At 38.1% G+C, this 20,975-nt stretch carries 24 protein-coding genes and 2 tRNA genes; 16 read left to right on the forward strand and 10 right to left on the reverse strand.

Translation table 11 applies throughout. From position 1 onward, the window contains the following. Positions 1-48 precede the first annotated feature (48 nt). Positions 49-1,683, forward strand: coding sequence for a CTP synthase (locus tag ACMAZA_RS02985; RefSeq protein WP_435189905.1), 1,635 nt, complete (start codon positions 49-51; stop codon positions 1,681-1,683). Between the two features lie 33 nt (positions 1,684-1,716). Beyond that, the gene (locus ACMAZA_RS02990; protein ID WP_435189906.1) at positions 1,717-2,961 is read left to right on the forward strand and encodes an NAD(P)/FAD-dependent oxidoreductase; all 1,245 of its coding nucleotides are present in this window, start codon (positions 1,717-1,719) and stop codon (positions 2,959-2,961) included. Between the two features lie 14 nt (positions 2,962-2,975). Here the strand turns inward: ACMAZA_RS02990 and der are convergent, their stop codons facing one another. The 9 genes from der to rpsF all read right to left on the reverse strand — a co-directional run bounded on the left by der (position 2,976) and on the right by rpsF (position 10,411). Then, positions 2,976-4,367: a ribosome biogenesis GTPase Der gene (gene der / locus ACMAZA_RS02995; RefSeq protein WP_435189908.1), complete on the reverse strand. Its 1,392-nt coding sequence runs from the start codon at positions 4,365-4,367 to the stop codon at positions 2,976-2,978. A gap of 20 nt (positions 4,368-4,387) precedes the next feature. Then, positions 4,388-5,005: a YfgM family protein gene (locus ACMAZA_RS03000; protein ID WP_435189909.1), complete on the reverse strand. Its 618-nt coding sequence runs from the start codon at positions 5,003-5,005 to the stop codon at positions 4,388-4,390. After that, on the reverse strand, positions 5,002-6,267 hold the full coding sequence (hisS, locus tag ACMAZA_RS03005; RefSeq protein ID WP_435189911.1) for a histidine--tRNA ligase: 1,266 nt from the start codon (positions 6,265-6,267) through the stop codon (positions 5,002-5,004). The genes ACMAZA_RS03000 and hisS overlap by 4 nt, the downstream gene beginning before the upstream one ends. An 85-nt stretch (positions 6,268-6,352) precedes the next feature. Further along, on the reverse strand, positions 6,353-7,255 hold the full coding sequence (locus ACMAZA_RS03010; protein ID WP_435189913.1) for a 5'-nucleotidase: 903 nt from the start codon (positions 7,253-7,255) through the stop codon (positions 6,353-6,355). Next, a complete protein-coding gene (locus ACMAZA_RS03015; RefSeq protein ID WP_435189915.1) occupies positions 7,237-7,701 on the reverse strand; it encodes a DUF1249 domain-containing protein in 465 nt (154 codons plus the stop codon). Before ACMAZA_RS03015 ends, ACMAZA_RS03010 begins: the two co-directional genes overlap by 19 nt. A gap of 77 nt (positions 7,702-7,778) precedes the next feature. Then, a complete protein-coding gene (gene dnaB / locus ACMAZA_RS03020) occupies positions 7,779-9,221 on the reverse strand; it encodes a replicative DNA helicase (protein ID WP_435189917.1) in 1,443 nt (480 codons plus the stop codon). 75 nt (positions 9,222-9,296) lie between these two features. Next, complete coding sequence (rplI, locus tag ACMAZA_RS03025; RefSeq protein ID WP_435189919.1) at positions 9,297-9,752, reverse strand: 50S ribosomal protein L9; 456 nt, start codon at positions 9,750-9,752, stop codon at positions 9,297-9,299. An 8-nt stretch (positions 9,753-9,760) separates the two neighbouring features. Then, the gene (gene rpsR / locus ACMAZA_RS03030; protein ID WP_435189921.1) at positions 9,761-10,018 is read right to left on the reverse strand and encodes a 30S ribosomal protein S18; all 258 of its coding nucleotides are present in this window, start codon (positions 10,016-10,018) and stop codon (positions 9,761-9,763) included. Between the two features lie 9 nt (positions 10,019-10,027). Further along, positions 10,028-10,411, reverse strand: a complete 384-nt coding sequence (gene rpsF / locus ACMAZA_RS03035) for a 30S ribosomal protein S6 (RefSeq protein ID WP_435189922.1) — start codon at positions 10,409-10,411, stop codon at positions 10,028-10,030. 144 nt (positions 10,412-10,555) lie between these two features. On the opposite strand from rpsF, the gene ACMAZA_RS03040 reads away from it, so the two are divergent. The 14 genes from ACMAZA_RS03040 (at position 10,556) to ACMAZA_RS03105 (ending at position 20,063) form a co-directional block, all read left to right on the forward strand. Next, positions 10,556-11,230, forward strand: coding sequence for a copper homeostasis protein CutC (locus tag ACMAZA_RS03040; RefSeq protein ID WP_435189923.1), 675 nt, complete (start codon positions 10,556-10,558; stop codon positions 11,228-11,230). After that, positions 11,217-11,885, forward strand: a complete 669-nt coding sequence (locus ACMAZA_RS03045; protein ID WP_435189925.1) for a transglycosylase domain-containing protein — start codon at positions 11,217-11,219, stop codon at positions 11,883-11,885. Before ACMAZA_RS03040 ends, ACMAZA_RS03045 begins: the two co-directional genes overlap by 14 nt. Further along, entirely contained in the window at positions 11,882-12,538 is a 657-nt protein-coding gene (tsaB, locus tag ACMAZA_RS03050) for a tRNA (adenosine(37)-N6)-threonylcarbamoyltransferase complex dimerization subunit type 1 TsaB (protein WP_435189927.1), read from the forward strand. Before ACMAZA_RS03045 ends, tsaB begins: the two co-directional genes overlap by 4 nt. A 26-nt stretch (positions 12,539-12,564) precedes the next feature. Then, positions 12,565-13,302, forward strand: coding sequence for a heme ABC transporter permease (locus ACMAZA_RS03055; protein WP_435189929.1), 738 nt, complete (start codon positions 12,565-12,567; stop codon positions 13,300-13,302). Then, positions 13,299-13,469, forward strand: coding sequence for a heme exporter protein CcmD (ccmD, locus tag ACMAZA_RS03060; RefSeq protein WP_435189931.1), 171 nt, complete (start codon positions 13,299-13,301; stop codon positions 13,467-13,469). The genes ACMAZA_RS03055 and ccmD overlap by 4 nt, the downstream gene beginning before the upstream one ends. Next, complete coding sequence (gene ccmE, locus ACMAZA_RS03065; RefSeq protein ID WP_435189933.1) at positions 13,466-13,912, forward strand: cytochrome c maturation protein CcmE; 447 nt, start codon at positions 13,466-13,468, stop codon at positions 13,910-13,912. Before ccmD ends, ccmE begins: the two co-directional genes overlap by 4 nt. Continuing rightward, positions 13,909-14,430: a DsbE family thiol:disulfide interchange protein gene (locus tag ACMAZA_RS03070; RefSeq protein ID WP_435189935.1), complete on the forward strand. Its 522-nt coding sequence runs from the start codon at positions 13,909-13,911 to the stop codon at positions 14,428-14,430. The genes ccmE and ACMAZA_RS03070 overlap by 4 nt, the downstream gene beginning before the upstream one ends. Positions 14,431-14,580: 150 nt before the next feature. Next, positions 14,581-14,853 carry an HU family DNA-binding protein gene (locus ACMAZA_RS03075; protein WP_435189937.1) on the forward strand — a complete coding sequence of 91 codons (273 nt, stop codon included), beginning with the start codon at positions 14,581-14,583 and terminating at the stop codon, positions 14,851-14,853. A 57-nt stretch (positions 14,854-14,910) separates the two neighbouring features. Beyond that, positions 14,911-14,986, forward strand: a tRNA-Val gene (locus ACMAZA_RS03080). Between the two features lie 5 nt (positions 14,987-14,991). Further along, positions 14,992-15,068: transfer RNA gene (locus tag ACMAZA_RS03085), tRNA-Asp, on the forward strand. Between the two features lie 156 nt (positions 15,069-15,224). After that, positions 15,225-15,824 carry a class I SAM-dependent methyltransferase gene (locus ACMAZA_RS03090; protein ID WP_435189938.1) on the forward strand — a complete coding sequence of 200 codons (600 nt, stop codon included), beginning with the start codon at positions 15,225-15,227 and terminating at the stop codon, positions 15,822-15,824. Between the two features lie 227 nt (positions 15,825-16,051). Next, complete coding sequence (gene doeB / locus ACMAZA_RS03095) at positions 16,052-17,041, forward strand: N(2)-acetyl-L-2,4-diaminobutanoate deacetylase DoeB (protein ID WP_435189940.1); 990 nt, start codon at positions 16,052-16,054, stop codon at positions 17,039-17,041. 13 nt (positions 17,042-17,054) lie between these two features. After that, positions 17,055-18,086 (forward strand): threonine aldolase family protein, encoded by a 1,032-nt coding sequence (locus ACMAZA_RS03100; protein WP_435189942.1) that lies wholly within the window; start codon positions 17,055-17,057, stop codon positions 18,084-18,086. A 132-nt stretch (positions 18,087-18,218) separates the two neighbouring features. Next, positions 18,219-20,063, forward strand: coding sequence for a SurA N-terminal domain-containing protein (locus tag ACMAZA_RS03105; protein ID WP_435189944.1), 1,845 nt, complete (start codon positions 18,219-18,221; stop codon positions 20,061-20,063). On the opposite strand, the gene ACMAZA_RS03110 is transcribed toward ACMAZA_RS03105, so the two are convergent. Continuing rightward, positions 20,060-20,845, reverse strand: a complete 786-nt coding sequence (locus tag ACMAZA_RS03110) for an enoyl-ACP reductase FabI (protein ID WP_435189945.1) — start codon at positions 20,843-20,845, stop codon at positions 20,060-20,062. The two genes, ACMAZA_RS03105 and ACMAZA_RS03110, sit on opposite strands and share 4 nt — an antisense overlap. Positions 20,846-20,975: the final 130 nt, after the last annotated feature.

Raw genomic sequence — 20,975 nt, forward strand, 5'->3', positions numbered from 1 at the left:
CTACACAAATTTGTGTATCATAGCTATTTCAAACTTTGTTAGTTTTAGATGACAAAATACATCTTTATCACTGGTGGCGTTGTTTCCTCTTTGGGTAAAGGAATTGCCTCCGCTTCATTAGCTTCAATTCTTGAAAATCGTGGCCTTAATGTCACACTCCTAAAGCTTGATCCCTATATAAATGTTGATCCTGGAACGATGAGCCCATTCCAGCATGGTGAAGTTTTTGTAACCAATGATGGTGCAGAGACTGATCTAGATTTAGGTCACTATGAAAGGTTTGTTCGAACTAAGCTCGGAAAAAAGAACAACTTTACTGCTGGAAGAGTCTACGAGAACGTTATTGAAAGAGAAAGAAGAGGGGATTATCTTGGTGCGACAGTTCAAATTATTCCGCACATCACTGATGAAATAAAAAAATTAATGAAAGAGGGTGCCGAGGAAGCGGATATTGCTCTTGTTGAAATTGGTGGTACTGCAGGTGATATTGAGTCTCTTCCTTTTATGGAAGCTATTAGACAAATGAGTCTAGAATTGGGTCGAGAAAATGCTGTTTTTATTCATCTAACGCTTCTCCCTTATATCAAGGTGGCTGGTGAATTAAAAACAAAGCCTACTCAGCACTCAGTTAAAGAGCTAAGAGGGATAGGAATTCAGCCTGATATACTTATTTGTCGATCAGAGCATGAATTAGAAGATTCTGAGCGTAAAAAAATCGCATTATTTACAAACGTAGCTGAAGACTCAGTATTTATATCGCTTGACAAAGATACCATTTATAAAGTACCAGAGGACCTTCATAGCCAAGGCCTTGACGATGCTGTTGTCTCTAAATTAGGTCTTAAGTGTAAAAAAGCCGATCTTACAGAATGGAAAAATGTAGTCTCTAGATTGGAAATGCCAAACCATAGTGTAGATATTGCAATGGTTGGAAAATATATGGATTTAACAGAATCTTATAAATCTCTTTCAGAGGCACTTATTCATGCAGGAGTTCATACGCAAACTAAAGTCAATATTCACTATTTTGACTCAGAAGAAATTGAAAAAAATGGAGCAGAAAGTTTAAGCAATATGAGTGCCATTTTGGTTCCAGGAGGATTTGGCATAAGAGGCATTGAAGGAAAAATAAAAGCTGTTCAATTTGCACGTGAGAATAATATTCCATATTTAGGGATATGTCTGGGTCTTCAAGTTGCAGTGATTGAGTATGCTCGTCATATGGCAAATATGAAGGGAGCCAATAGTACGGAGTTTGATGAAAATACTAACTATCCTGTAATTGGTCTAATAACAGAGTGGCAAGATGAGAATGGTGACACCCAGACGCGGGATTCTGATTCTGATTTGGGGGGCACCATGAGACTTGGCGGTCAAGAGTGCCAATTAGTTAAAGGCAGCCATTCCCAAAAAATCTATGGCTCAGAGAAGGTAACTGAAAGACACAGGCATAGATATGAAGTAAACAATAAACTGATATCACAAATTGAAAATGCTGGACTTACTGTTTCTGGAAGGTCAAATGATGGCTCTCTTGTGGAAATGGTTGAAATAACTAACCATCCCTGGTTTGTTGCCTGCCAGTTTCATCCTGAGTTTACCTCAACGCCAAGGGATGGACACCCACTCTTTGAGAGTTTTATAAATGCCGCTAAGGAAGCACATAATTTAATACTTTCTTAATTAAAAAAATCTTTTGATTTTATAATTTCAATTATGTCTTTGAAAAAAACAGAGATTACGGTTTTGGGTGGAGGTGTTATAGGTCTCTCTGTTGCATTAAGAATGTTGAATGCAGGAAGAGAAGTTACTTTAATTGATCCTGAGGAGCCTGGGACTGGGACTTCATTTGGCAATGCTGGCACTATCGCGGAATACGCTGTTCTGCCAGTTGGATCTCCAGAGGTAATTAAACAGCTACCCTCGCTTCTATTTAATAAGAATAGTCCTATAGCAATCAAGCGCTCTGCAATTCTATCCTTATGCCCTTGGCTTATAAAATTTTTATACCAGTCAATGCCAAAGAACGCCGCGAGAAATGCTCAAGCGATTGCCTCATTAGTTCAAGGTTCAAGGATGCGATGGGAGGAGCTTTCCTCACAAGTTGGTGGAGAGTCCTTCATAAAAACAGATGGTAATGTCTATCTTTATCCTAAAGAGGAGCTTTTAGAGTATGGAATAAGGGATATTGAGAAAAGAATACAGCTTGGCTTAAATGCAGAGATTTTAAATATTGATGAACTTAAAAAGCTGGAGCCAAAACTTGATTTATCTGAGGGTGGAGCCTCTTTCTTTCCGGATGGAGCGTATATGAATGACCCTGGAAAAATGGTCAAGCTAATTTTAAATGCATCAATCAATAAGGGTTGTCAGATTATAAGTCAAACCGCAACAAAAATTGAGAGAGTAAATGATGGTATCAAAGTCCATCTTGATAACAAGTCAACAATATTAACTAAACAGTTGGTAGTTGCAGCAGGTGCTTACTCTAAAAAATTTGCTCAACAAGCAGGCGATAAAATTCCACTGGATGTAGAGCGCGGATATCATGTTGAGTATGACATGGCGGAGCCTCTTCTAAATAGGCCATGCTGCTATGCTGCCGGAGGTTTCTATATGTCGCCAATGTCTGGTAGGCTGAGAGTAGTTGGAACTGTTGAGCTTGGCGGCTTGAGTCCTAAAATTTCTCAGCACAGAATCAAGTACTTAGAAAAAGGCGCTAGGCAATTTTTTCCAACACTTAGCAATCCAAGCAGGACATGGCTTGGATTTCGCCCATCAATCCCTGATAGTAGGCCAGTAATCTCTCAGTCAAGCAAAGGAAACAATATTGTTTATGCTTTTGGACACGGGCACATAGGACTTACCTTAGCACCAATCACAGCAGAAATTGTTGAGTCAATACTGACAAAGACTAAGACCCCTATATCAATATCTGAGTTCTCAGCAACAAGGTTTTAATTTCATTTACTAAACTACTTCTTTTTTACAAATTTCATGAGGCGTCTTTTTTTCTGAATTTGGCGCGCAGACAAGACATTTTTTTTATCTTTGAATGGATTGTCACCACTCTTGAAGTTGATTTTTATCGGAGTATTGGTAAGCTTGAGAGAAGTAGTAAAGAAATTCATTAAAAATCGTTCATAACTCTTTGGTACATTTTGAACGTGATTTCCATGAAACATGAGCGTTGGGGGGAATACATCAGTTTGATTCACAAACTTCAGTCGAAGTCTTCTTCCTGCAACAGGGGGCGGCTGATGAGAACTATTTGCCTGCTCTAAGATTTTGTTTAGAAGTGATGTTGGATATCTTTTACCTGCATGCTCATAGGACCTTTTGATGGGTTCAAATAGTTTTCCAACACCGGAGCCATGAAGCGCTGAAATGAAGTGAATGGAGGCATAACTAACGAAAGAGAGTTTCACATCAAGCTTCCTTTTGACTTCACTTTTTTGATACTCATCCAGTCCATCCCATTTATTGACGACTATCAATAAGGCTCTGCCTTTGTCAGCTATCATTCCAAGCAATGTGGCATCCTGTTCCGTCACTCCTTCGTGAGCATCCAAGACTAGAATTACAACTTGGGAATCTTCTAAAGCACTGATTGCTTTTATGATGCTAAATTTCTCTATTTTTTCATCAACGCTTCGCTTCCTTCGAATGCCTGCAGTATCAATTAGTGTGAACTGCTCTCCTTCCCTTTCAAAAGGGATAAATATGCTGTCTCGGGTCGTTCCAGGAAGATCCACTGCCATTACTCTTTCCTCACCTAAGATTCGATTAATTAGTGTTGATTTGCCTACATTTGGTCTGCCTAATACTGCTACCGCAATACCATCAATGTCTTGCTTTTCTATGTCAGTTGACTCTGGCAATAGGGGTAATGTTTTTTCAATAAGATCTTGGATGCCTTGGTTGTGTTCAGCTGAAATGAGTGTGGGTTCTCCTAATCCGAGCTCATAAAATTCAGATGCTGAACTCAGATTCAATCCCTCTGCCTTGTTGCAAACCAAAATTATATTTTTTTTGAGCTTTCTGAGCTGACTAGAAATATCAAGGTCTAGTGCTGTAACGCCATCTTTGTTACTAACAATAAAATAAATGACATTGGACTCATCGAGCGCACTCAAAACTTGGTTTTGAATACCTGAATCAATGACCGAGTCTTCATTTGTCAGACCACCAGTATCTACAATTGTGCAGAAGCGCTCATCCTCAAGCTCAATGTTTGCATACTGACGATCTCGCGTTAGGCCTTCATAATCCGAAACCAGAGCCTGACGAGAATTACTGAGACGATTAAACAGTGTCGATTTACCTACGTTAGGCCTACCGACCAGAGAGATGATAGGGTAGCTCACAATGGATAACCTGAAAGGAATTAATTCAGATCGTCAAGTTTGATCTGAATTAATTGAGATAAGCTTGAATTATCAGTAATGTTTTCAATTGCGAGAGCGTAACTATTTCTTGCCTCTTCGTTGTTGCCGAGATCTAAATGCACATCACCAGCAAGGTTATAAAATAAACCTGAAAACTCGTTAGCATTATCCATATTTAGAACAGCCAGAGCCTCTTGATGCTGTCCAAGCTCTAAATAGAGCGAGGCTGAACGAAGGGCTGCAGTAGATGCAATGACAGAATTCTCTCGACTCATTAAAGGCTTTAAAGCGTCCAACGCTAAAGAGTAGTTTTCAGCTTCAAACAAGTATTTAGCCATTAACAGTGTTGCTTGGTCTGAATATGAGCTGGAAGGGTGATCTTTGATTAATTTGTCATAAGCACCCACATTGGCTGAATCTGAAGCATAGCTTAAATATAATGCCCTAGCATTCAAGGCTTGACTGTCTTGATAATCTACATAATAATTCCACCCAAATATCCCTGCAAGACCAAGAACTGCTCCAGCAATTATTTGCTTGCCGTTGGAATCCCACCACTTTTTTAATTTGTCAACTTGCTCTTCTTCCGAATCGCTAATTTCTATAAAGTTTTTCATAAAATCTCCTGAAGATGCTGAATGATACCCTCAAGTTCAATTGATTGCTGAACTCCTTGGCCCTTTAAAGGCTTTAAACCTAGAACATTTTTTGCCAACTCCTCCTCTCCAAGTATCAATGCATAGTCGGCGCCAGACTTGTTCGCTTTTTTCATCTGACTTTTAAGAGTTCCTATGGTTATATCATTTGTAATGGTTATGTTTGGCATCACTTCAAGGATCTGTCTTGAGATCTTCATTGATTCAAAATGAGCGCTCTCTCCCATAGACAAAAAGTATAAATGAGGCCTATCTGAAATAAGTTGTTTAGATTTATCGTGAATCAGAAGAGCAATTCTCTCTAGTCCCATTGCAAAGCCTATTGCTGGAGTTGGGTTGCCTCCCATTTTTTCAACTAAGCCGTCATACCTTCCTCCACCACAAATTGTACCTTGAGAGCCAAGCTCATTAGATACCCATTCAAAAACAGTTTGGTTGTAGTAGTCGAGACCTCTCACAAGCTTTGGGTTCACCTTATAAGGAATCTCAAGATGATCCAGATAATTTTTTAATGATTTAAAGTGTTCATTTGACTCTCTATCAAGATGATCAATCATCTTAGGTGCTTCGGCAATGAGCACCTTTAGATCCTTGTTCTTGCTATCAAGAATTCTTAATGGGTTTGTTTTAAGCCTCCTTGAACTGTCCTCGTCAAGTCTGTCCTTATTGTCACTAAAGTACCCAGTTAGAGTTTCTCGATATGAAGCTCTACTCGCTGCTGAGCCAAGTGAGTTAATTTCAAGTTGAGCATTAATTTGTAATGACTTCCAAAGAGAATCAGTAATAGAGATAAGTTCAGCATCAATTTTTGCATCCGATGCGCCAAAAACTTCAGCACCAACCTGATGAAATTGACGATACCTTCCTTTTTGTGGTCGCTCATGCCTAAACATCGGGCCATTATAAAAAACTTTTTGGATGCCTTCTCTAGGTAAGTTGTGTTCAATCATCATTCTGACCACTCCAGCTGTACCCTCAGGCCTCAATGTCAGAGAGTCTCCGTTGTTGTCCTTCCAGGTGTACATTTCTTTTTCAACAATATCTGTCACCTCTCCAATCGCCCTTGAAAAAGTTTCAGTGCTCTCAACGTTTGGAGTGCGGCAGTATTTGTAGCCAAAAGATAGCAGGAGATTATTGATAGTGTTATCCAAAAACCCCCAGATTTGTGAATCTGCAGGTAGAAGATCATTCATACCACGGATAGCTTGAATTTTTTTTGACATCAATAATTTCTATCTTTAAATAATCTTATTTTACCAATTATATTTGAAGATGAGCTCAAAGCAGTAACCAACTGATAAATAAATCTTAGTTGTTTTTTATTCCACTTGGGACATGACCTGTTGGAACATATTGAGAGGCAGAGTCACAATGCTGTTGCTGATCATCAAAAAAAATGTCTGCTGCGAATTGTCTTAAAAAGACGCCTTTATCTAGGCCACCAAGAAAGAATGATTCATCTATACGAATTCCCCATTCTCGCATCGTATGGATTACTCTTTTGTGCGATGGGGCAGACCTTGCTGTGACTAGAGCAGTTCTTATTGGGTTGTTCTCCTCCGGGAACGTAGACTGGATTTTTTGCAGCGATACCAAGAAGGACTTGAAAGGTCCAGCTTTTAGTTCAATTTTTTCAGACAAAACCTCGTTTTTATGAAAAGCCTCAAGGCCTTTCTCTTGGAAAATTCTCTCAGCCTCATCTGAGAAGATAACAGCATCTCCATCGAAGGCTATTCTGAGCTGGGAAGGGTGACTATTGTTTGATTTTGACTCTACAATGGATGCTGCTGCGTAGCCTGACTGAAGTGCTTTTTGTACGTCATTGTAGTTGCTTGATAAAAATAAATCAGCCTCAAAGGCACCAACGAAAGGGTGCGTGCTCTCACCACGAGTAAAGGCTGCTCTAGAAATGTTAAGGCCATAATGCTCTATCGAGTTAAAAATTCTAAGGCCAGTATCAGCGCTGTTTCTTGATAAAAGAATGACATCGATTGGTGTTTTTTTGCTATTGAGCTTAAGTAATTTTTTTACTAGAGTAAATCCTACTCCAGGCTCTAAAACGACATGCTCATTCTCTTGTTGATGCTTTGCATATGCCTCAATACCCTCTTCTTTAAATATCTTATGAGAGTGATCAAGGTTGAATAAAGCCCTCGAGGAGATTGCAATGACTAATTTACTGCTCTGCGATTTTACTTTCTTACTACCCATTCTGCTCCATTGTACCTATCCAAGCAGTAATCAAGCCATCTAAGCATAAATACATTGAGCTCTAATTGGAATGCTAAGTCGCTACAGTCATTGATTAATGGATGATGAGAATTAATCCTCGTCTCTTTGCAAATTGAATCAACTTCTAAAAGCTTTGCATCAAAATAGAGTTTGAATCGAATATCGGGCCTATTAATGACTCCATGAGGCGAATTAATTCTGTGCGTGAGAGTATAGGTGCCAGTATATTTAGATTTATCGTGACAGATAAGGTAAAGGTCATTGGAAGGTTTTTTGATTCCAATTAGATCCCCTTTAACTGATGGTAGAAGAGGGACTAGTCTTGATATTTTTTTAAAATTAAGTTCAAAAACCTCTGATAAGCTTGAATAAGTTACTTTTTCTTTGTTATAAATTAGTTTGGTTTGTGCTTGATCATTCATCATCAATTCAACATTTTAATGTTTAACTAACAAAAGGCTTGTATTAAATTCTATTGAAAACTGTATAAATTAATTTGAATTTAAAAATCACCTTGATCAAAATTTGACATATTATTAACGTATGAGGCATCCATCTGATCATCACTGACTCCCTGGAATCTATCTTCAAAAGCTAAATCCTCAAACCTTGAGTACTGTCCAACGAAGGCAAGTTTGATATTACCAGTTGCACCATTTCGATGCTTAGCTATTCTGAGATCAGCCTTTCCAACCTCTTCTGGATTGGTATAGGCGTCATCATGATAGACCTCATCTCGATAAATGAAGCCAATAATGTCAGCATCCTGCTCAATCGATCCAGACTCTCTTAAATCAGCCATCTGTGGAATTCTACCTTTCCCAGTTTTTGCTCTAGATTCAACCCCTCGATTGAGCTGAGAGAGTGCAATGACAGGCACGTTGATTTCTTTTGCAAGTGACTTAAGGGATCGAGATATCTCTGAAATTTCCTGAACTCGGTTTTCTGACTTGCCGTGAACAGTCATGAGCTGAAGATAGTCCACCATGATAAGGCCAAGGTCTGGGTATCGTCTTTTGAGTCTTCTGCATTTGGCTCTAATTTCTGTTGGTGTTATTGAGGGAGTCTCATCAATCAAGATTGTGTTTTCTTCAAACGCTCTAACAGCATGATTAAAACTATTCCAATCAATCTCAGACATGTCACCATCGCGTAATTTGCTTGAATCAATCCTTCCAAAAGATGAAATCATTCTAATGACTAACTGCTCTGTTGGCATTTCTAAACTAAACACTGCTACCGGTGTTGAATTGTGGATTGCTACATGCTCAACAATATTCATTGAAAGCGCAGTTTTGCCCATACTAGGCCTTCCAGCAATGATAATTAAGTCACCATTTTGAAGACCTGAAGTGAGCTTGTCGAATTCTGAGAAGCCAGTCTCTGCACCTTTGTAACCTTTTAACTCTTGCATTTCATGAACACGATTCACGACATCTTTAATAATGTCTTTGACATTCGTAATCTCTTGCTTATTCCGGCTAACCTGCTCAGCTATTTCAAATATTTTTCTCTCTGACAAGTCTAGTAGATCATTCACTTCAATGTCTTTAGGATTGAAGGCGGTATCGGCTAGTTCTTTACCAATTTTTGTAAGCTGTCTGTAGATCGAAAGCTCTCTAACATGCTTCGCATAAGCTTCGATATTTGAGACGCTGGGCGTGTTCTCAGCTATTTGGGCAAGATAGGCAAAGCCTCCAATAGAATCTTCATCATGAGACTTTATGACCTGTTCTTTTACTGTAAGAATATCAGCTGGTCTATCATGCTCTAAAAGAGTCACTATCGCATCATAAATGATTCGGTGTGAGGTTTGATAGAAGTCATCAGATCCAAGAATATTTACTACGTTGTCCCAAGAGTCATTATGAAGCAATAGACCACCAAGAACAGACTGCTCTGAGTCCACTGAGTTAGGTGGTATTTTTGCGTTATCAATATCCATTATTATGATTTAGAAAAATAAAAAGCCCTCGATGAGGGCTTTTTATTTTAACTCAGTTAACTGAATTGAATTGAGTTATTCTGTTTCAGTAGCAGCAATAACGACAACCTTAACAGGGACAACAACCTCAGCATATAATGAAACTGTAATTTCGTACTCGCCAGTGTTTCTAATAGCTTCAGGCATGTTGATGTCTCTCTTTTCGACTTCGAAACCTTGCTCCAAAAGATTTTCAGCAATATCAGCTGTGCTGACAGAACCATAAAGCTTGCCCTCTTCTACAGCGTTAGCAGAAATTGTACAGACAATATCTTTCATTGCAGTCTCTAAAGTCTGTGCATCAGAGAGTGCAGCTGCTTCTTTAGCTTCTAATTCGGCACGAAGCGTTTCAAAGACAGCCATATTGGCCTTGTTAGCAGGCTTTGCTTTTCCTTGAGGTATAAGATAATTACGAGCATACCCAGATTTGACGTTTGCTATATCACCAAGGTTGCCTAGTTTTTCATTTTTCTCTAACAAAATTACTTGCATAAGGCCTCCTATTTTTTGTGTTTGTCAGTGTACGGAATCAGCGCCAGAAATCTCGCTCTCTTAATGGCAGTGGTCAATTGTCTTTGAAACTTTGCAGAAGTTCCAGTGATCCTTGAAGGAGTTATTTTTCCACTCTCGTCTATATTCTTTAGAAGAATATCCACATCCTTGTAATCAATCTCTTTGACGCCAGCTTTGGTAAAGCGACAAAAGCGGTTAACAGGAATTTGGAACTTACGTCTTTTAGTTACTTGTTTTTTAGCCATTACTTCCTCCTATTTCTGATCAGAGTCTTGAACCGTAGCTTTCTCTTTGCTTGGTTCTTTGACTTTATCTTTGTCAGCTTCCGTTACCATTATTGATGGCTCAGTAATAGCCTCTTTCTTAGAAATGATTAAGTTTCGAAGAATAGCATCGTTAAAACGGAAGTTATAGTTTAATTTATCGAGAGTTTCTTTGTCACACTCAATATTCATCATTAAATAATGCGCTTTATAAATCTTGTTGATTGGGTAGGCCAAGTGTTTACGACCCCAGTCTTCATCCCTATGAACAACACCACCGCCTGTGGTGATTAGTTCTTTGTATTTTTCTATCATTGTTGTCACCTGAGAGCTTTGATCAGGATGGACAATGAGAGTTACTTCATAATGTCTCATCTATATCTCCTTATGGATTAAAAAAAGCTTGCCAACATCTGCAGGTCAAGCAAGGAAGTGGGTATTTTATACTAGTTATATCTCATATATCAATTAATTGCTGTTCCTATCGCATTACATCAAGCAATAATATAAACTTGAATTATGAAAACTAATCTTGAAATATGTATAGACAGCTGTTCTGGAATTGATGCAGCTGTTGAGGGAGGCGCTGATCGAATAGAACTTTGCAGTTCATTAGAGTATGGCGGTTTAACACCCACCATAGAGGTTTTAAAACATGCCTCCGAGTGCGGCATTCAAGCTAGATCAATGATTAGACCGAGAAAAGGCGACTTTGTTTATTCTTTAGAAGAATTAAAAAAAATGCAAAATGATATCGATATGGTTCGATCTTTCAATATTGAAGGTGTTGTTTTTGGTGCGATATTATCTAATGGAAGTCTTGATCAAGATTTATTAGAAGAATTAATTTCTTATTCAGATGGCCTTAAGAAAACTCTTCATAGAGCAGTAGATACAATACCTAAAACAAAAGACTCTGTTCGGATAGGCATTCAGCTTGGGTTTGATACTATCTTGTCATCGGGAGGTAAAAATACAGCATTAGAGGGCTTATCAGTTTTGTCTGAAATGCACAAGTTAGCCTCCGGAAAAATTAACATTATGCCGGGATCAGGGGTCAACTCAAAAAGCGTTAAGCAAATCCTAAAAAATTGCCATTTTGATTGGGTTCATTCTTCCTGCTCCATTGAAAAAAATGGTCACAAATTGACTGATATGAAATTAATTAAGGGTCTTAAGAATGCAATTAATTAAAAAAAGGTTTTTCAAGATTGCAGTCATTCTTCTTCTAGCCACCCTGACTGTTTATATATTTAAATTAAATATTGAAGTTAAGGCTGAATTTTCAAAACCACTGGAGCCTCCAAGCAATGTTAATCAGATTGAATATGGATTAGATGAGTATCCAGAGAATTTAATTAATATGCTACTTATGGTCGAGGATCAATCTTTTTATAGCCATCATGGTGTTGACTTTAAAGAAATCGCTAGAGTCCTTTATGGTTATTTGTTTGAAGATAAAGCACTTAGGGGTGCAAGCACCATTTCTCAGCAACTGATTAAAAATTCTCTTTTATCTAGAGAAAAAACCTTATCCAGAAAGTTAGAAGAGGCTTTGATGGCAATTCTTTTAGAGGCATCTTATGATAAAGATTTAATTCTTGAGAGGTATATGAATACGGTATATTTAGCTCAAAGAGGGGACGTCGCTTTTCATGGCTTTGCAAGTGGAAGTCTTTTTTACTTTGATAAAAATGTTGAAGATTTAAGTCTTGAGGAAATGGCAACACTTGTTGCCTTGCTGAAAGGACCTACATACTTAAATCCAGATAACTATCCTGAGAGGCTTAATAAGCGCGTCAATATGATTTTGTCGATGCATAAAAAATATAAGAGAATAATAAATTGAATATATTAGCTATTGATACTTGCACAGATATAGCATCGGTTACATTGTATAAGTCTGGAGAGTTTACTAGTAGGGCGATGTCTGGAGTTGAGAAAACCTCTGGACATATTCTGAAGCTCTGTGATGAAGTTTTTAAAGAGTCCAAAACTCAACTCAAAGAGGTTGATTTAATTTCCTATTCGAAAGGTCCTGGTTCATTTACTGGCGTCAGAATGTGTATTGGTGTTGTTCAAGGATTGTCTTTGTCAATGCAAATTCCAACAATGGGTTTTACAACATTGGAGTTGATCGGATTTAGAGCGATGCAGATTACAAAATCAAAAAAAATTGCAGTCGCACTAGATGCCAGAATGAGGGAAGTTTATTGGGCAACTTATGTTGACGGTTTGATAGATAATATGAAGATATGTAATCCTCAAGAGGTTGATGATTTAGATTCAAGTTTTGTTGGAGTTGGAAGTGGCTGGAAGGCCTGCAGTGAAGCGCTAAAAATAGCCTCAAACATAAGTAAAATTGACTTATCAATTAAACCAGAATCATCAGCGTTAATAGAATTATCACTTCAGGCAATGAATGAGGGTTTTGAGGGAACTTTGGATCTCCCTCAACCAATCTATTTACGAAACAACGTGGCTGAAAAATCATTAAAATAAAACCTTTTTTCTAACTGCATAAATTTATGTGGAAATGGATTCAAAGGCAAGCCTCTCCAAAGGTTTTTTATCAGACTTGTAACAGGCTTACTCCCTGGTTTTTTTGGCCATTTTTAAGTTTGTTAATATTAGGCCTGTATTGGTCTCTTGTGATCTCACCTGCTGATTATCAACAGGGTGATGGTTACAGAATAATTTTTATTCACGTTCCTAGCGCCATACTTTCAATGATGGTGTATGCAGTCATGGCAATTTCTGGAGGAATTGGACTTATTTGGCAAATCAAGATGGCCGAGGTTGTCGCAAAAGTTTCAGCTCCGATCGGGGCTGGATTTACAATTATTGCTTTGGCTACAGGCGCAATATGGGGTAAGCCTATGTGGGGGGCTTGGTGGGTGTGGGATGCAAGGCTAACATCAGAGCTTGTGTTGCTTTTTTTGTACCTTGCTTATATGTCCCTTAATAGCGCATTTGATAATCCTAGAACGGCGGCTAAATCCAGCTCAATTCTTGCAATAGTTGGTCTGATTAACCTTCCTATAATTCACTACTCTGTCAAGTGGTGGAATACACTTCACCAAGGCTACTCTGTAGGAACTGGAGGCATCAAAGATCTGGATATGCAGATTGCACTTGCATTGATGTTTGTTGCGTCAATTTTACTATATGCGTTACTAGTTGCAATTAAGGCTAGGACTGAGGTGCTTATTCGTGAACAAAACTCTCGATGGGTTCAAGAGGAAGTAAGGAGTTTAATGTTATGACTATGGTAGAGTTTTTTTCTTTTCTTCCTTATGGTAAATATGCATTCTATGTATGGCTAGCTTATGGTGTTTCAGCTTTAACAATCATTGCTCTTTTTGTTTCTGCCAAGCGAAATCATGCAAATACTTTGTTATCTCTGACTAATAAATTTTCAAGAAGTAAATGACTAAAAGACAAAACCGAATGGTATTGGTGGGGCTTCTTGTAACTGGAGTATTTTTGGCAGGATATCTTGGAATTAAAGCCTTCAGTGAGAACTTATTATATTTCTATACGCCCTCAGATATTGTTAATGGAAAGGCTCCAACCGAAAAAAGTTTCAGAGTGGGCGGTCTTGTAGAGAATGACAGCGTAAAAAGAGACGGAATGCTAGTTAATTTTTCTGTATCAGATAATTTGGAATCAATTGAGGTTACTTATGAAGGTATATTGCCTGACCTTTTTAGAGAAGGTCAAGGAGTTGTAGCTTCAGGATCAATAGTAAATAAGTGTGTAAGGTCGACCTGTAAAAATACCTTTATTGCAACAGAAGTCTTAGCAAAGCATGATGAGAATTATATGCCACCTGAGGTTGCAGCTGCACTTGAATCGCAAGAGGCAAAAGAATGAAAAAAATACTGCCTTTATTAGTTTTTCTAGTGGTTGGAGTTTTTCTGTTTCTAAGCTTAAATTCAGATCCAAATAAGTTACCTTCTCCACTTGTTGGAAAGAAGTTTCCAATAATTGAAGGCACTGATTTTTACTCAAATGAAACTGTTAAATTAAATGATTTAATGGACAATAATTTAGCGCTTGTCAATGTGTGGGCTTCATGGTGCGTGACCTGCAGAAAAGAGCATCAAGTGATAATGAATGTAGCTAAAAATACCAATCTAAAGCTCATTGGAATTAATTATAAGGATACAAAAAGTGATGGAATGGAGTACCTTAAGGTTATGGGTAACCCTTTCGATGAGATAGTTTTTGATCCTAATGGTGAAATCGGAATGGAGCTAGGGGTTTATGCTACTCCAGAAACTTTTCTAATTAGTGGAGAGGGTTTGATTATTCATAAACATATAGGAGAAATAACAAAAGAGATCTGGAATGAAAATTTTCTACCTCTTATTAATGTATCTGAAAGTTAATTTTTTTAGTATTTTCCTACTGAAAATTTTCTTAAATAACCCTGAATGACGCTTGACATAAGGGTTTATAAATGGATAATAAAATTGAAACCTTTTAAATTTTTTTCAAGGTTTTATATCAATTCTTTTTTAAATTAAGGAGTTAGAATAATGAATAAATCAGATTTAGTTTCAGCAATTGCTGATAACTCAGGTCTTTCTAAAGCTGATGCTGCTAGAGCTTTAGAAGCAACAACTAGTGCTATCTCTGGTGCACTAGCAAGTGGTGACTCTGTTGCCATAACAGGTTTTGGTAGTTTCCTTGTAAGAGCACGCGCAGCGCGCACTGGTAGAAACCCCCAAACAGGCGCTGCTATTCAAATTTCAGCATCAAATGTACCTGCATTTAAAGCAGGAAAATTATTAAAGGAATCTGTTAACTAATTAGATTTTTTGTCAGTATAATATGCCCGTTTCCTGATTTGATTCGGGCATTTTTTTGGGCGCTTAGCTCAGTTGGGAGAGCATCGCCCTTACAAGGCGAGGGTCACAAGTTCAAGTCTTGTAGCGCCCACCAAAAACGGAGTGGTAGTTCAGCTGGTTAGAATACCTGCCTGTCACGCAGGGGGTCGCGGGTTCGAATCCCGTCCACTCCGCCAAAACATTGATTCTTAGCATTTTTAGTGCAAGTGAATCTGTTTGAATCCTCTATACAAATCTTTTTGTAATAATTCTCTTGTAAGCCTCGATTTATATAGTATTAAATTGATTTTTGTATTTAGATATAATGTGGTTTTTTATTAATATTTTGACTAATGAAAACTTTACTCAATGTAGGTTGCGGATTATCAAATATCTCTGAACTTAAGGGATTTAATAATGGCAATTGGAAAGAAATTAGGTTCGACATTGATGAAGTGGTCGAACCTGATGTTCTAGGAACATTGACAGACATGAGTTTGGTTAAAACTGCAAGCATTGATGCCATATACTCATCCTATAACTTAGATCATATTTATGCTCATGAGGTTCCAATAGCGCTTAAAGAGTTTTACAGAGTTCTTAGTGAAGATGGCTTTGTTGTAATTATATGCCCTGATCTTCAAACAATTTGTGAATTGATTGCTAATGATAAATATTTAGAAGTTATTTATGAGTCACCACTTGGGCCAATTTATCCAATAGATATTCTATATGGCCACAGGGGTCAAATAGAGGCTGGGAATAAATATATGGCTAAAAAAGTGGGTTTCACTTATGCTGCGTTGGATGCAACATTTTCTGCTGCGGGCTTTAAAACTAGGTATGGTGGCAGACTTCCTAAGCCTGGCGGTGAATTAGCAATGGTTGCATTTAAGCAAGAAAAATCTGAAGAAGAAATAAAAAAAATAGCAGACCCTATTTTTCCAAATTAATTTTTTAGTATTTGAATCCATATTTATCTCGGAATCAAGAATAGAAATAATTGTGATATAGAATTAGCAAACTTTATTATTAAAGCACTAAATACTGAAAATCATTTATTAATTCTTGTTATATAATCTGAAGTAAGGATTTAGCTTACCCATCAGGTTTAACACTTGATTGTAAATATCAAAGTGTTGAAGTACAATGACACTTTGCTTTTTGTAAGTACTTATTCATGAAAAAAAACCCAATTAGTTCTACTGTCGATTTTGAGAAAGATGGGGTTCAGCACGGCTATTTAAAACTGCCTCATTCACATGATGATTCAGCTTGGGGATCAATTGTCATTCCTATTACAGTTGCTAAGAATGGCAAAGGTCCAACAATTCTTTTAACAGGAGCAAATCATGGTGATGAATATGAAGGACCCATTGCACTATTTGATTTAGCCAACCAGATAAAGACTGATGAAATTTCCGGTAGAGTGATAATTATTCCTGGAATGAATTATCCAGCTTTTAAAGCAGGAAAAAGAACTTCGCCTATTGATGGCGGCAACATGAATCGAGTTTTTCCTGGAAATCCAGAGGGAACTTTTACTGAAAAAATTGCGGATTATTTTAAACGAACTCTGTTACCCCTTGCAGACTATGTTGTTGATTTTCACTCAGGCGGTAAGACACTGGACTTCTTGCCTTTTTGCTGTGCCCATGTTTTAGATGATAAGGAGCAGCAAAAGAAATGTATTGCAGCTATGAAGGCATTTAATGCGCCACACTCTGTAATGCTTTTAGAGATTGATGCCGTTAATATGTATGATACTGCTGCTGAAAACATGGGTAAAGTGTTTATTAGTACAGAGCTTGGCGGGGGCGGATCAACTTCCGCCTACACAGTTGAGATTGCAAAAAAAGGCATCAGGAATATTCTAAGACATGCAGGTATAACCAGGGGCGAATTGGAGGTTGATGAAACCTTAAATTTGGATATGCCTGATGATAGCTGTTATATTTTTAGTGAATCAACGGGTCTGGTTGAGCACTGCGTTGATCTTGGAGATGAAGTTCAGGCTGGTCAGTTAGTTGCTAAAGTTCATAATATTGAAAGAACAGGTTCTGCACCAGATGAATATCATGCAAAGATTGATGGGATATTCACTGGTAAGCATTTCCCTGGACTTGTGGTTAATGGTGATTTCTTAGGTGTCATTGCAGTGCCTATCTAATCAAGGAGATTTCATGAACCCATTATTTGCATCAGACAATGTCACTAGCGCATGCCCAGAGGTCATGGATGCGCTTATTGAAGCTAACCTAGGAATTGCTTACTCTTATGGCGATGATGAATGGTCGTCAATTTTAAAAATAACATTATCTGAAGTTTTTGAAACTGAGTTGGAAGTCTATTTAGCCGTCACTGGAACTGCATCAAATGCGCTGGCACTTTCAGCGCTGGCACCAGTCTATGGAAAAATATATTGCCATGAGCTTTCTCATATTAATACGGATGAGTGCGGAGCACCTGAATTATTTACAGGTGGTGCAAAACTAAATCCTATGAGAAGTAGCAATGGAAGGGTTCAGGCAAAAGATTTAGAAGAGATTATTCGTGGCTCAGGGAATGTTCATGTTACTCAGCCTTCAGTTGTCAGCATTACTCAATCTTGTGAAACGGGCACTGTCTATCAGCTCCAAGAGATAAGAGATATTGCAAAAATAGCTCATGAACATGCAATGAGTGTCCATATGGATGGAGCCCGTTTTGCTAATGCGCTGGTGTCTCTCGATGTCAGTCCAGCTGAGATGACCTGGAAATCTGGTGTGGATGTTCTGACTTTAGGCGGCACTAAAAATGGCTGTCTTGCAGCAGAAGCCATTATATTTTTTAAGCCAGAAATGGTTGGTGATTTTCCTTTTCTTCATAAGAGATCTGGGCAACTGCTATCTAAAATGCGCTTTATTTCTTCTCAGATGAATGCTTATGTTTCTGATGATGTGTGGATAAAAAATGCCAAGCATGCTAATGCTATGGCAAAGATTTTAAGTGAAGGGCTCAACCATTTTTCAAATATTGAATTAGCCTATCCCACAGAATCTAACGAAGTCTTTGTTCATCTTCCACGAGATGTCATTGATTATCTGAATAGTTATGGATATGATGTCAATGAGGAAGAGCTCGATGGAAAAGCTGTCAGATTTGTAACTGCATGGGATACAAAACTGGAAGATATTGAAAATCTCTTAGAAAAACTAGCTCAAAAATATCAATAAAGCTTCTGGCATAAAACTTCTTAAGATGATTCGCTTAGCCTTGTATAATGCTTCACAAAAGCTATTAGAGAGATATAAATTTATAGAATCCTCAAATTAGCAAAGACTTTAACAATATCGGTAAAAATTATTATGTTAGGTGCAATAAGAAATAAATCAAAAGGCTGGATATCTTATCTTATCGTTGGAATACTTATAGTTCCATTTGCGTTATGGGGCATTCAGGATTATGCTGGACGCTCTGCAAACACTTCAATTGCGAAAGTTGATGGAGAGGATATTGACATAAATATATATTACCAAGAATTGAATTCTCAGCAACTTAATTTGCAGCAGCAACTGGGTGCTGCATACACACAGGAAATTGATAATACGCTGAAGCAAACTCTTCTAGATTCTTTAATTAATGAAAAGCTTATCGAAAACTATGCCAACTCCTTAGACATTGTTACACTGGATGATGAGGTGAAGTCAGTTATTGAAATGAACCAAGCATTTTTGGTTGATGGAGAGTTCTCACAAGACCGTTATATTCAACTACTAAGGCTCAATAGTTATACCCCAGCAGGATATGAAATAGCACAGTCTAAGGCGCTTAATCGCGAACAAGTCAAAAGAAATTTGAGCGGCTCAGCCTTCATGTCTGTAACTCAAACACAGCAATTAAACGATCTTGCATCTCAGCAAAGAGAGGTTTCTTATTTGGCTCTTAATACTGAAAACTACATTGATCAGGTTAGAGTCTCTGAAAGCCAAATTTCAGATTATTTTAATGATAACAGGTCCAGTTTTATCGAAGGCAGAAAGGTCAAGGTAGATTTTGTTGAGCTCACATTGGATGCGATGGAAGAGCCGGAAAGCCCAACTAATGACGAGCTTAAAAGTTTGTATGATGACAATGCTGAACTGTTTACCAATCCAGAGAGAAGAAGAGCACAGCATATTTTGGTTGAGAGTGAAGAGTTAGCAAATGATTTGTTAGGTCAAATTAAAGAGGGCGCTGATTTTGCTGAGCTTGCTAAAGTAAACTCTGAAGACACCTCATCGAATGAAGAGGGCGGTGACCTTGGCTTTTTCGAAAGAGAGTTAATGGGCGCTGAATTTGATGAGGCTGTATTTGCTATGAATATTGGTGATGTCAGCGAGGTTGTTCCAACAGATTATGGTTATTTTCATATTATTAAGCTAACCGGTATTGAGTCAGAAACAATGCAATCTTTTGATGAGGTCGAAGACCAACTTGTTTCGTTGTATATCAAACAAGCTAAAGAAAAGTCACTGTTTGGCTCTCTTGAGGAGTTCATGAACTTGTCATATGAAGAGTCATTAGACATGGTTGCTGACCAGTTTGGTTTAGAGCTTCAAACGAGTGAGTATTTTTCTGAGAGAAGCGACCAGTATGATCCAAAATTTGTAGCCTCCGCCTTTAGCTCTGCTGTGATTGATGGGGGCGAAAACTCTGAGGTCATGGAGATGAGCCCAGAAAAATTTGTCGTTTTAACTCTATCTGATCTTCAATCTGAGCGCGAAAGAGAGTTAAGTGAGGTAGAAGGTCAAATTGAAGTAGCATTGAAGACCGATGCAGCAAAAGAGGTTGTCGATAATTTAGCCGAAAATATTGCCTCAGCACTCTCTAGTGATGATGAGCAGACTGCGAATCAAATCATTTCTGAAAATAATTTAGAGTGGGTTAATGAAGGTTGGATTTCAAGAGCAAATGAGTTGCCATATGATGTGACTTCTTTATCTTTTACTCTTGCAAAACCTGAAGAGGGTAGACACACTTACAGTGCTGAGAGTGCTAATAGATTCACTTCATTGGTTATTGATTTGGCTGGTGTAAGAACTCCGGAGGGTGAATCGGATACAGGTATATCAGCTCTCTATTTAAGCCAGGAGAATAATGAAATGTTTGTCTCCTTAATTAAACAACTAAGAGAAAACGCTGAGATAAAAGTTTTTACTGACCTGCTCTAAAGATCAGGTCCTTTTTCATAAAAGTTATATCCTGCGTCTACATAGGTCACCTCTCCTGTAACGCCTGATGCTAAATCAGAGCACAAGAATGCAGCTACATTGCCGACTTCTTCAATACTGACATTACGCTTAAGCGCGGAGCTTTCTGCTGCATGATCAAGGAGTTTACCAAAACCTTTGATGCCGCTCGCTGCTAGAGTTTTAATAGCTCCTGCTGATACAGCGTTGACTCTAATGCCTTTCTCAGCGCCCATAGCTGCAGCCATATATCTAACATTTGCCTCAAGTGAGGCTTTAGCTATACCCATGACATTGTAATTTGGTATCGCTCTCAGTGCACCTAAGTAACTTAGAGTCAGTAAGGCACCATTTTCATTAAGCATTGGCATTGCTGCTTTTGCAAGCGCGGTAAAGCTGTATGAGCTAATTTCATGAGCCTTCAAAAAGCCTTCACGCGTTGTAACCTCAAGATAATTGCCATCCAGTTCTGACCTTTCAGCAAAGGCAACCGAATGGATTAATATATCAAAGCTGTCCCATGACTTTTTAAGCTCACCAAAGGTTTCATTAATTTGCTCATCACTTGATACGTCGCAGGGAATGACGATTGACGAGTTACAAATCTCAGCACATTTTTCAACGCGACCCTTGAGTTTTTCAGTTTGGTAGGTAAAGGCAATCTCACAACCATTCGCTGCCATTGATTCAGCAATCCCCCAAGCGATTGAGCGATTTGATGCAACACCAACAATGAGTGCTTTTTTGCCTGTTAAAAAACCCATGAAACCTCCACAATATTTATAATAGAATCAGAGATTAATTATAAACACATTGACTCAATAGTTGCCCTTTAGTTAGTATTTGAGCCTAATTGAGTGCATATTAATCTAAAGTGGTTAACTTTATTTTTTT

The organism is Pseudothioglobus sp. nBUS_23 (genome assembly GCF_051201565.1).
Classification (GTDB): Bacteria; Pseudomonadota; Gammaproteobacteria; order PS1; family Pseudothioglobaceae; genus Pseudothioglobus.

Bases quoted from the DNA above. Each gene is read 5' to 3' on its own strand.
- ACMAZA_RS02985 (WP_435189905.1), top strand. From the start codon at position 49: ATGACAAAATACATCTTTATCACTGGTGGCGTTGTTTCCTCTTTGGGT.
- ACMAZA_RS02990 (WP_435189906.1), top strand. From the start codon at position 1,717: ATGTCTTTGAAAAAAACAGAGATTACGGTTTTGGGTGGAGGTGTTATA.
- ACMAZA_RS03000 (WP_435189909.1), bottom strand. From the start codon at position 5,005: ATGAAAAACTTTATAGAAATTAGCGATTCGGAAGAAGAGCAAGTTGAC.
- hisS (WP_435189911.1), bottom strand. From the start codon at position 6,267: ATGTCAAAAAAAATTCAAGCTATCCGTGGTATGAATGATCTTCTACCT.
- ACMAZA_RS03010 (WP_435189913.1), bottom strand. From the start codon at position 7,255: ATGGGTAGTAAGAAAGTAAAATCGCAGAGCAGTAAATTAGTCATTGCA.
- ACMAZA_RS03015 (WP_435189915.1), bottom strand. From the start codon at position 7,701: ATGATGAATGATCAAGCACAAACCAAACTAATTTATAACAAAGAAAAA.
- dnaB (WP_435189917.1), bottom strand. From the start codon at position 9,221: ATGGATATTGATAACGCAAAAATACCACCTAACTCAGTGGACTCAGAG.
- rplI (WP_435189919.1), bottom strand. From the start codon at position 9,752: ATGCAAGTAATTTTGTTAGAGAAAAATGAAAAACTAGGCAACCTTGGT.
- rpsR (WP_435189921.1), bottom strand. From the start codon at position 10,018: ATGGCTAAAAAACAAGTAACTAAAAGACGTAAGTTCCAAATTCCTGTT.
- rpsF (WP_435189922.1), bottom strand. From the start codon at position 10,411: ATGAGACATTATGAAGTAACTCTCATTGTCCATCCTGATCAAAGCTCT.
- ACMAZA_RS03040 (WP_435189923.1), top strand. From the start codon at position 10,556: ATGAAAACTAATCTTGAAATATGTATAGACAGCTGTTCTGGAATTGAT.
- ACMAZA_RS03045 (WP_435189925.1), top strand. From the start codon at position 11,217: ATGCAATTAATTAAAAAAAGGTTTTTCAAGATTGCAGTCATTCTTCTT.
- ACMAZA_RS03055 (WP_435189929.1), top strand. From the start codon at position 12,565: ATGTGGAAATGGATTCAAAGGCAAGCCTCTCCAAAGGTTTTTTATCAG.
- ccmD (WP_435189931.1), top strand. From the start codon at position 13,299: ATGACTATGGTAGAGTTTTTTTCTTTTCTTCCTTATGGTAAATATGCA.
- ccmE (WP_435189933.1), top strand. From the start codon at position 13,466: ATGACTAAAAGACAAAACCGAATGGTATTGGTGGGGCTTCTTGTAACT.
- ACMAZA_RS03070 (WP_435189935.1), top strand. From the start codon at position 13,909: ATGAAAAAAATACTGCCTTTATTAGTTTTTCTAGTGGTTGGAGTTTTT.
- ACMAZA_RS03075 (WP_435189937.1), top strand. From the start codon at position 14,581: ATGAATAAATCAGATTTAGTTTCAGCAATTGCTGATAACTCAGGTCTT.
- ACMAZA_RS03090 (WP_435189938.1), top strand. From the start codon at position 15,225: ATGAAAACTTTACTCAATGTAGGTTGCGGATTATCAAATATCTCTGAA.
- doeB (WP_435189940.1), top strand. From the start codon at position 16,052: ATGAAAAAAAACCCAATTAGTTCTACTGTCGATTTTGAGAAAGATGGG.
- ACMAZA_RS03100 (WP_435189942.1), top strand. From the start codon at position 17,055: ATGAACCCATTATTTGCATCAGACAATGTCACTAGCGCATGCCCAGAG.
- ACMAZA_RS03105 (WP_435189944.1), top strand. From the start codon at position 18,219: ATGTTAGGTGCAATAAGAAATAAATCAAAAGGCTGGATATCTTATCTT.
- ACMAZA_RS03110 (WP_435189945.1), bottom strand. From the start codon at position 20,845: ATGGGTTTTTTAACAGGCAAAAAAGCACTCATTGTTGGTGTTGCATCA.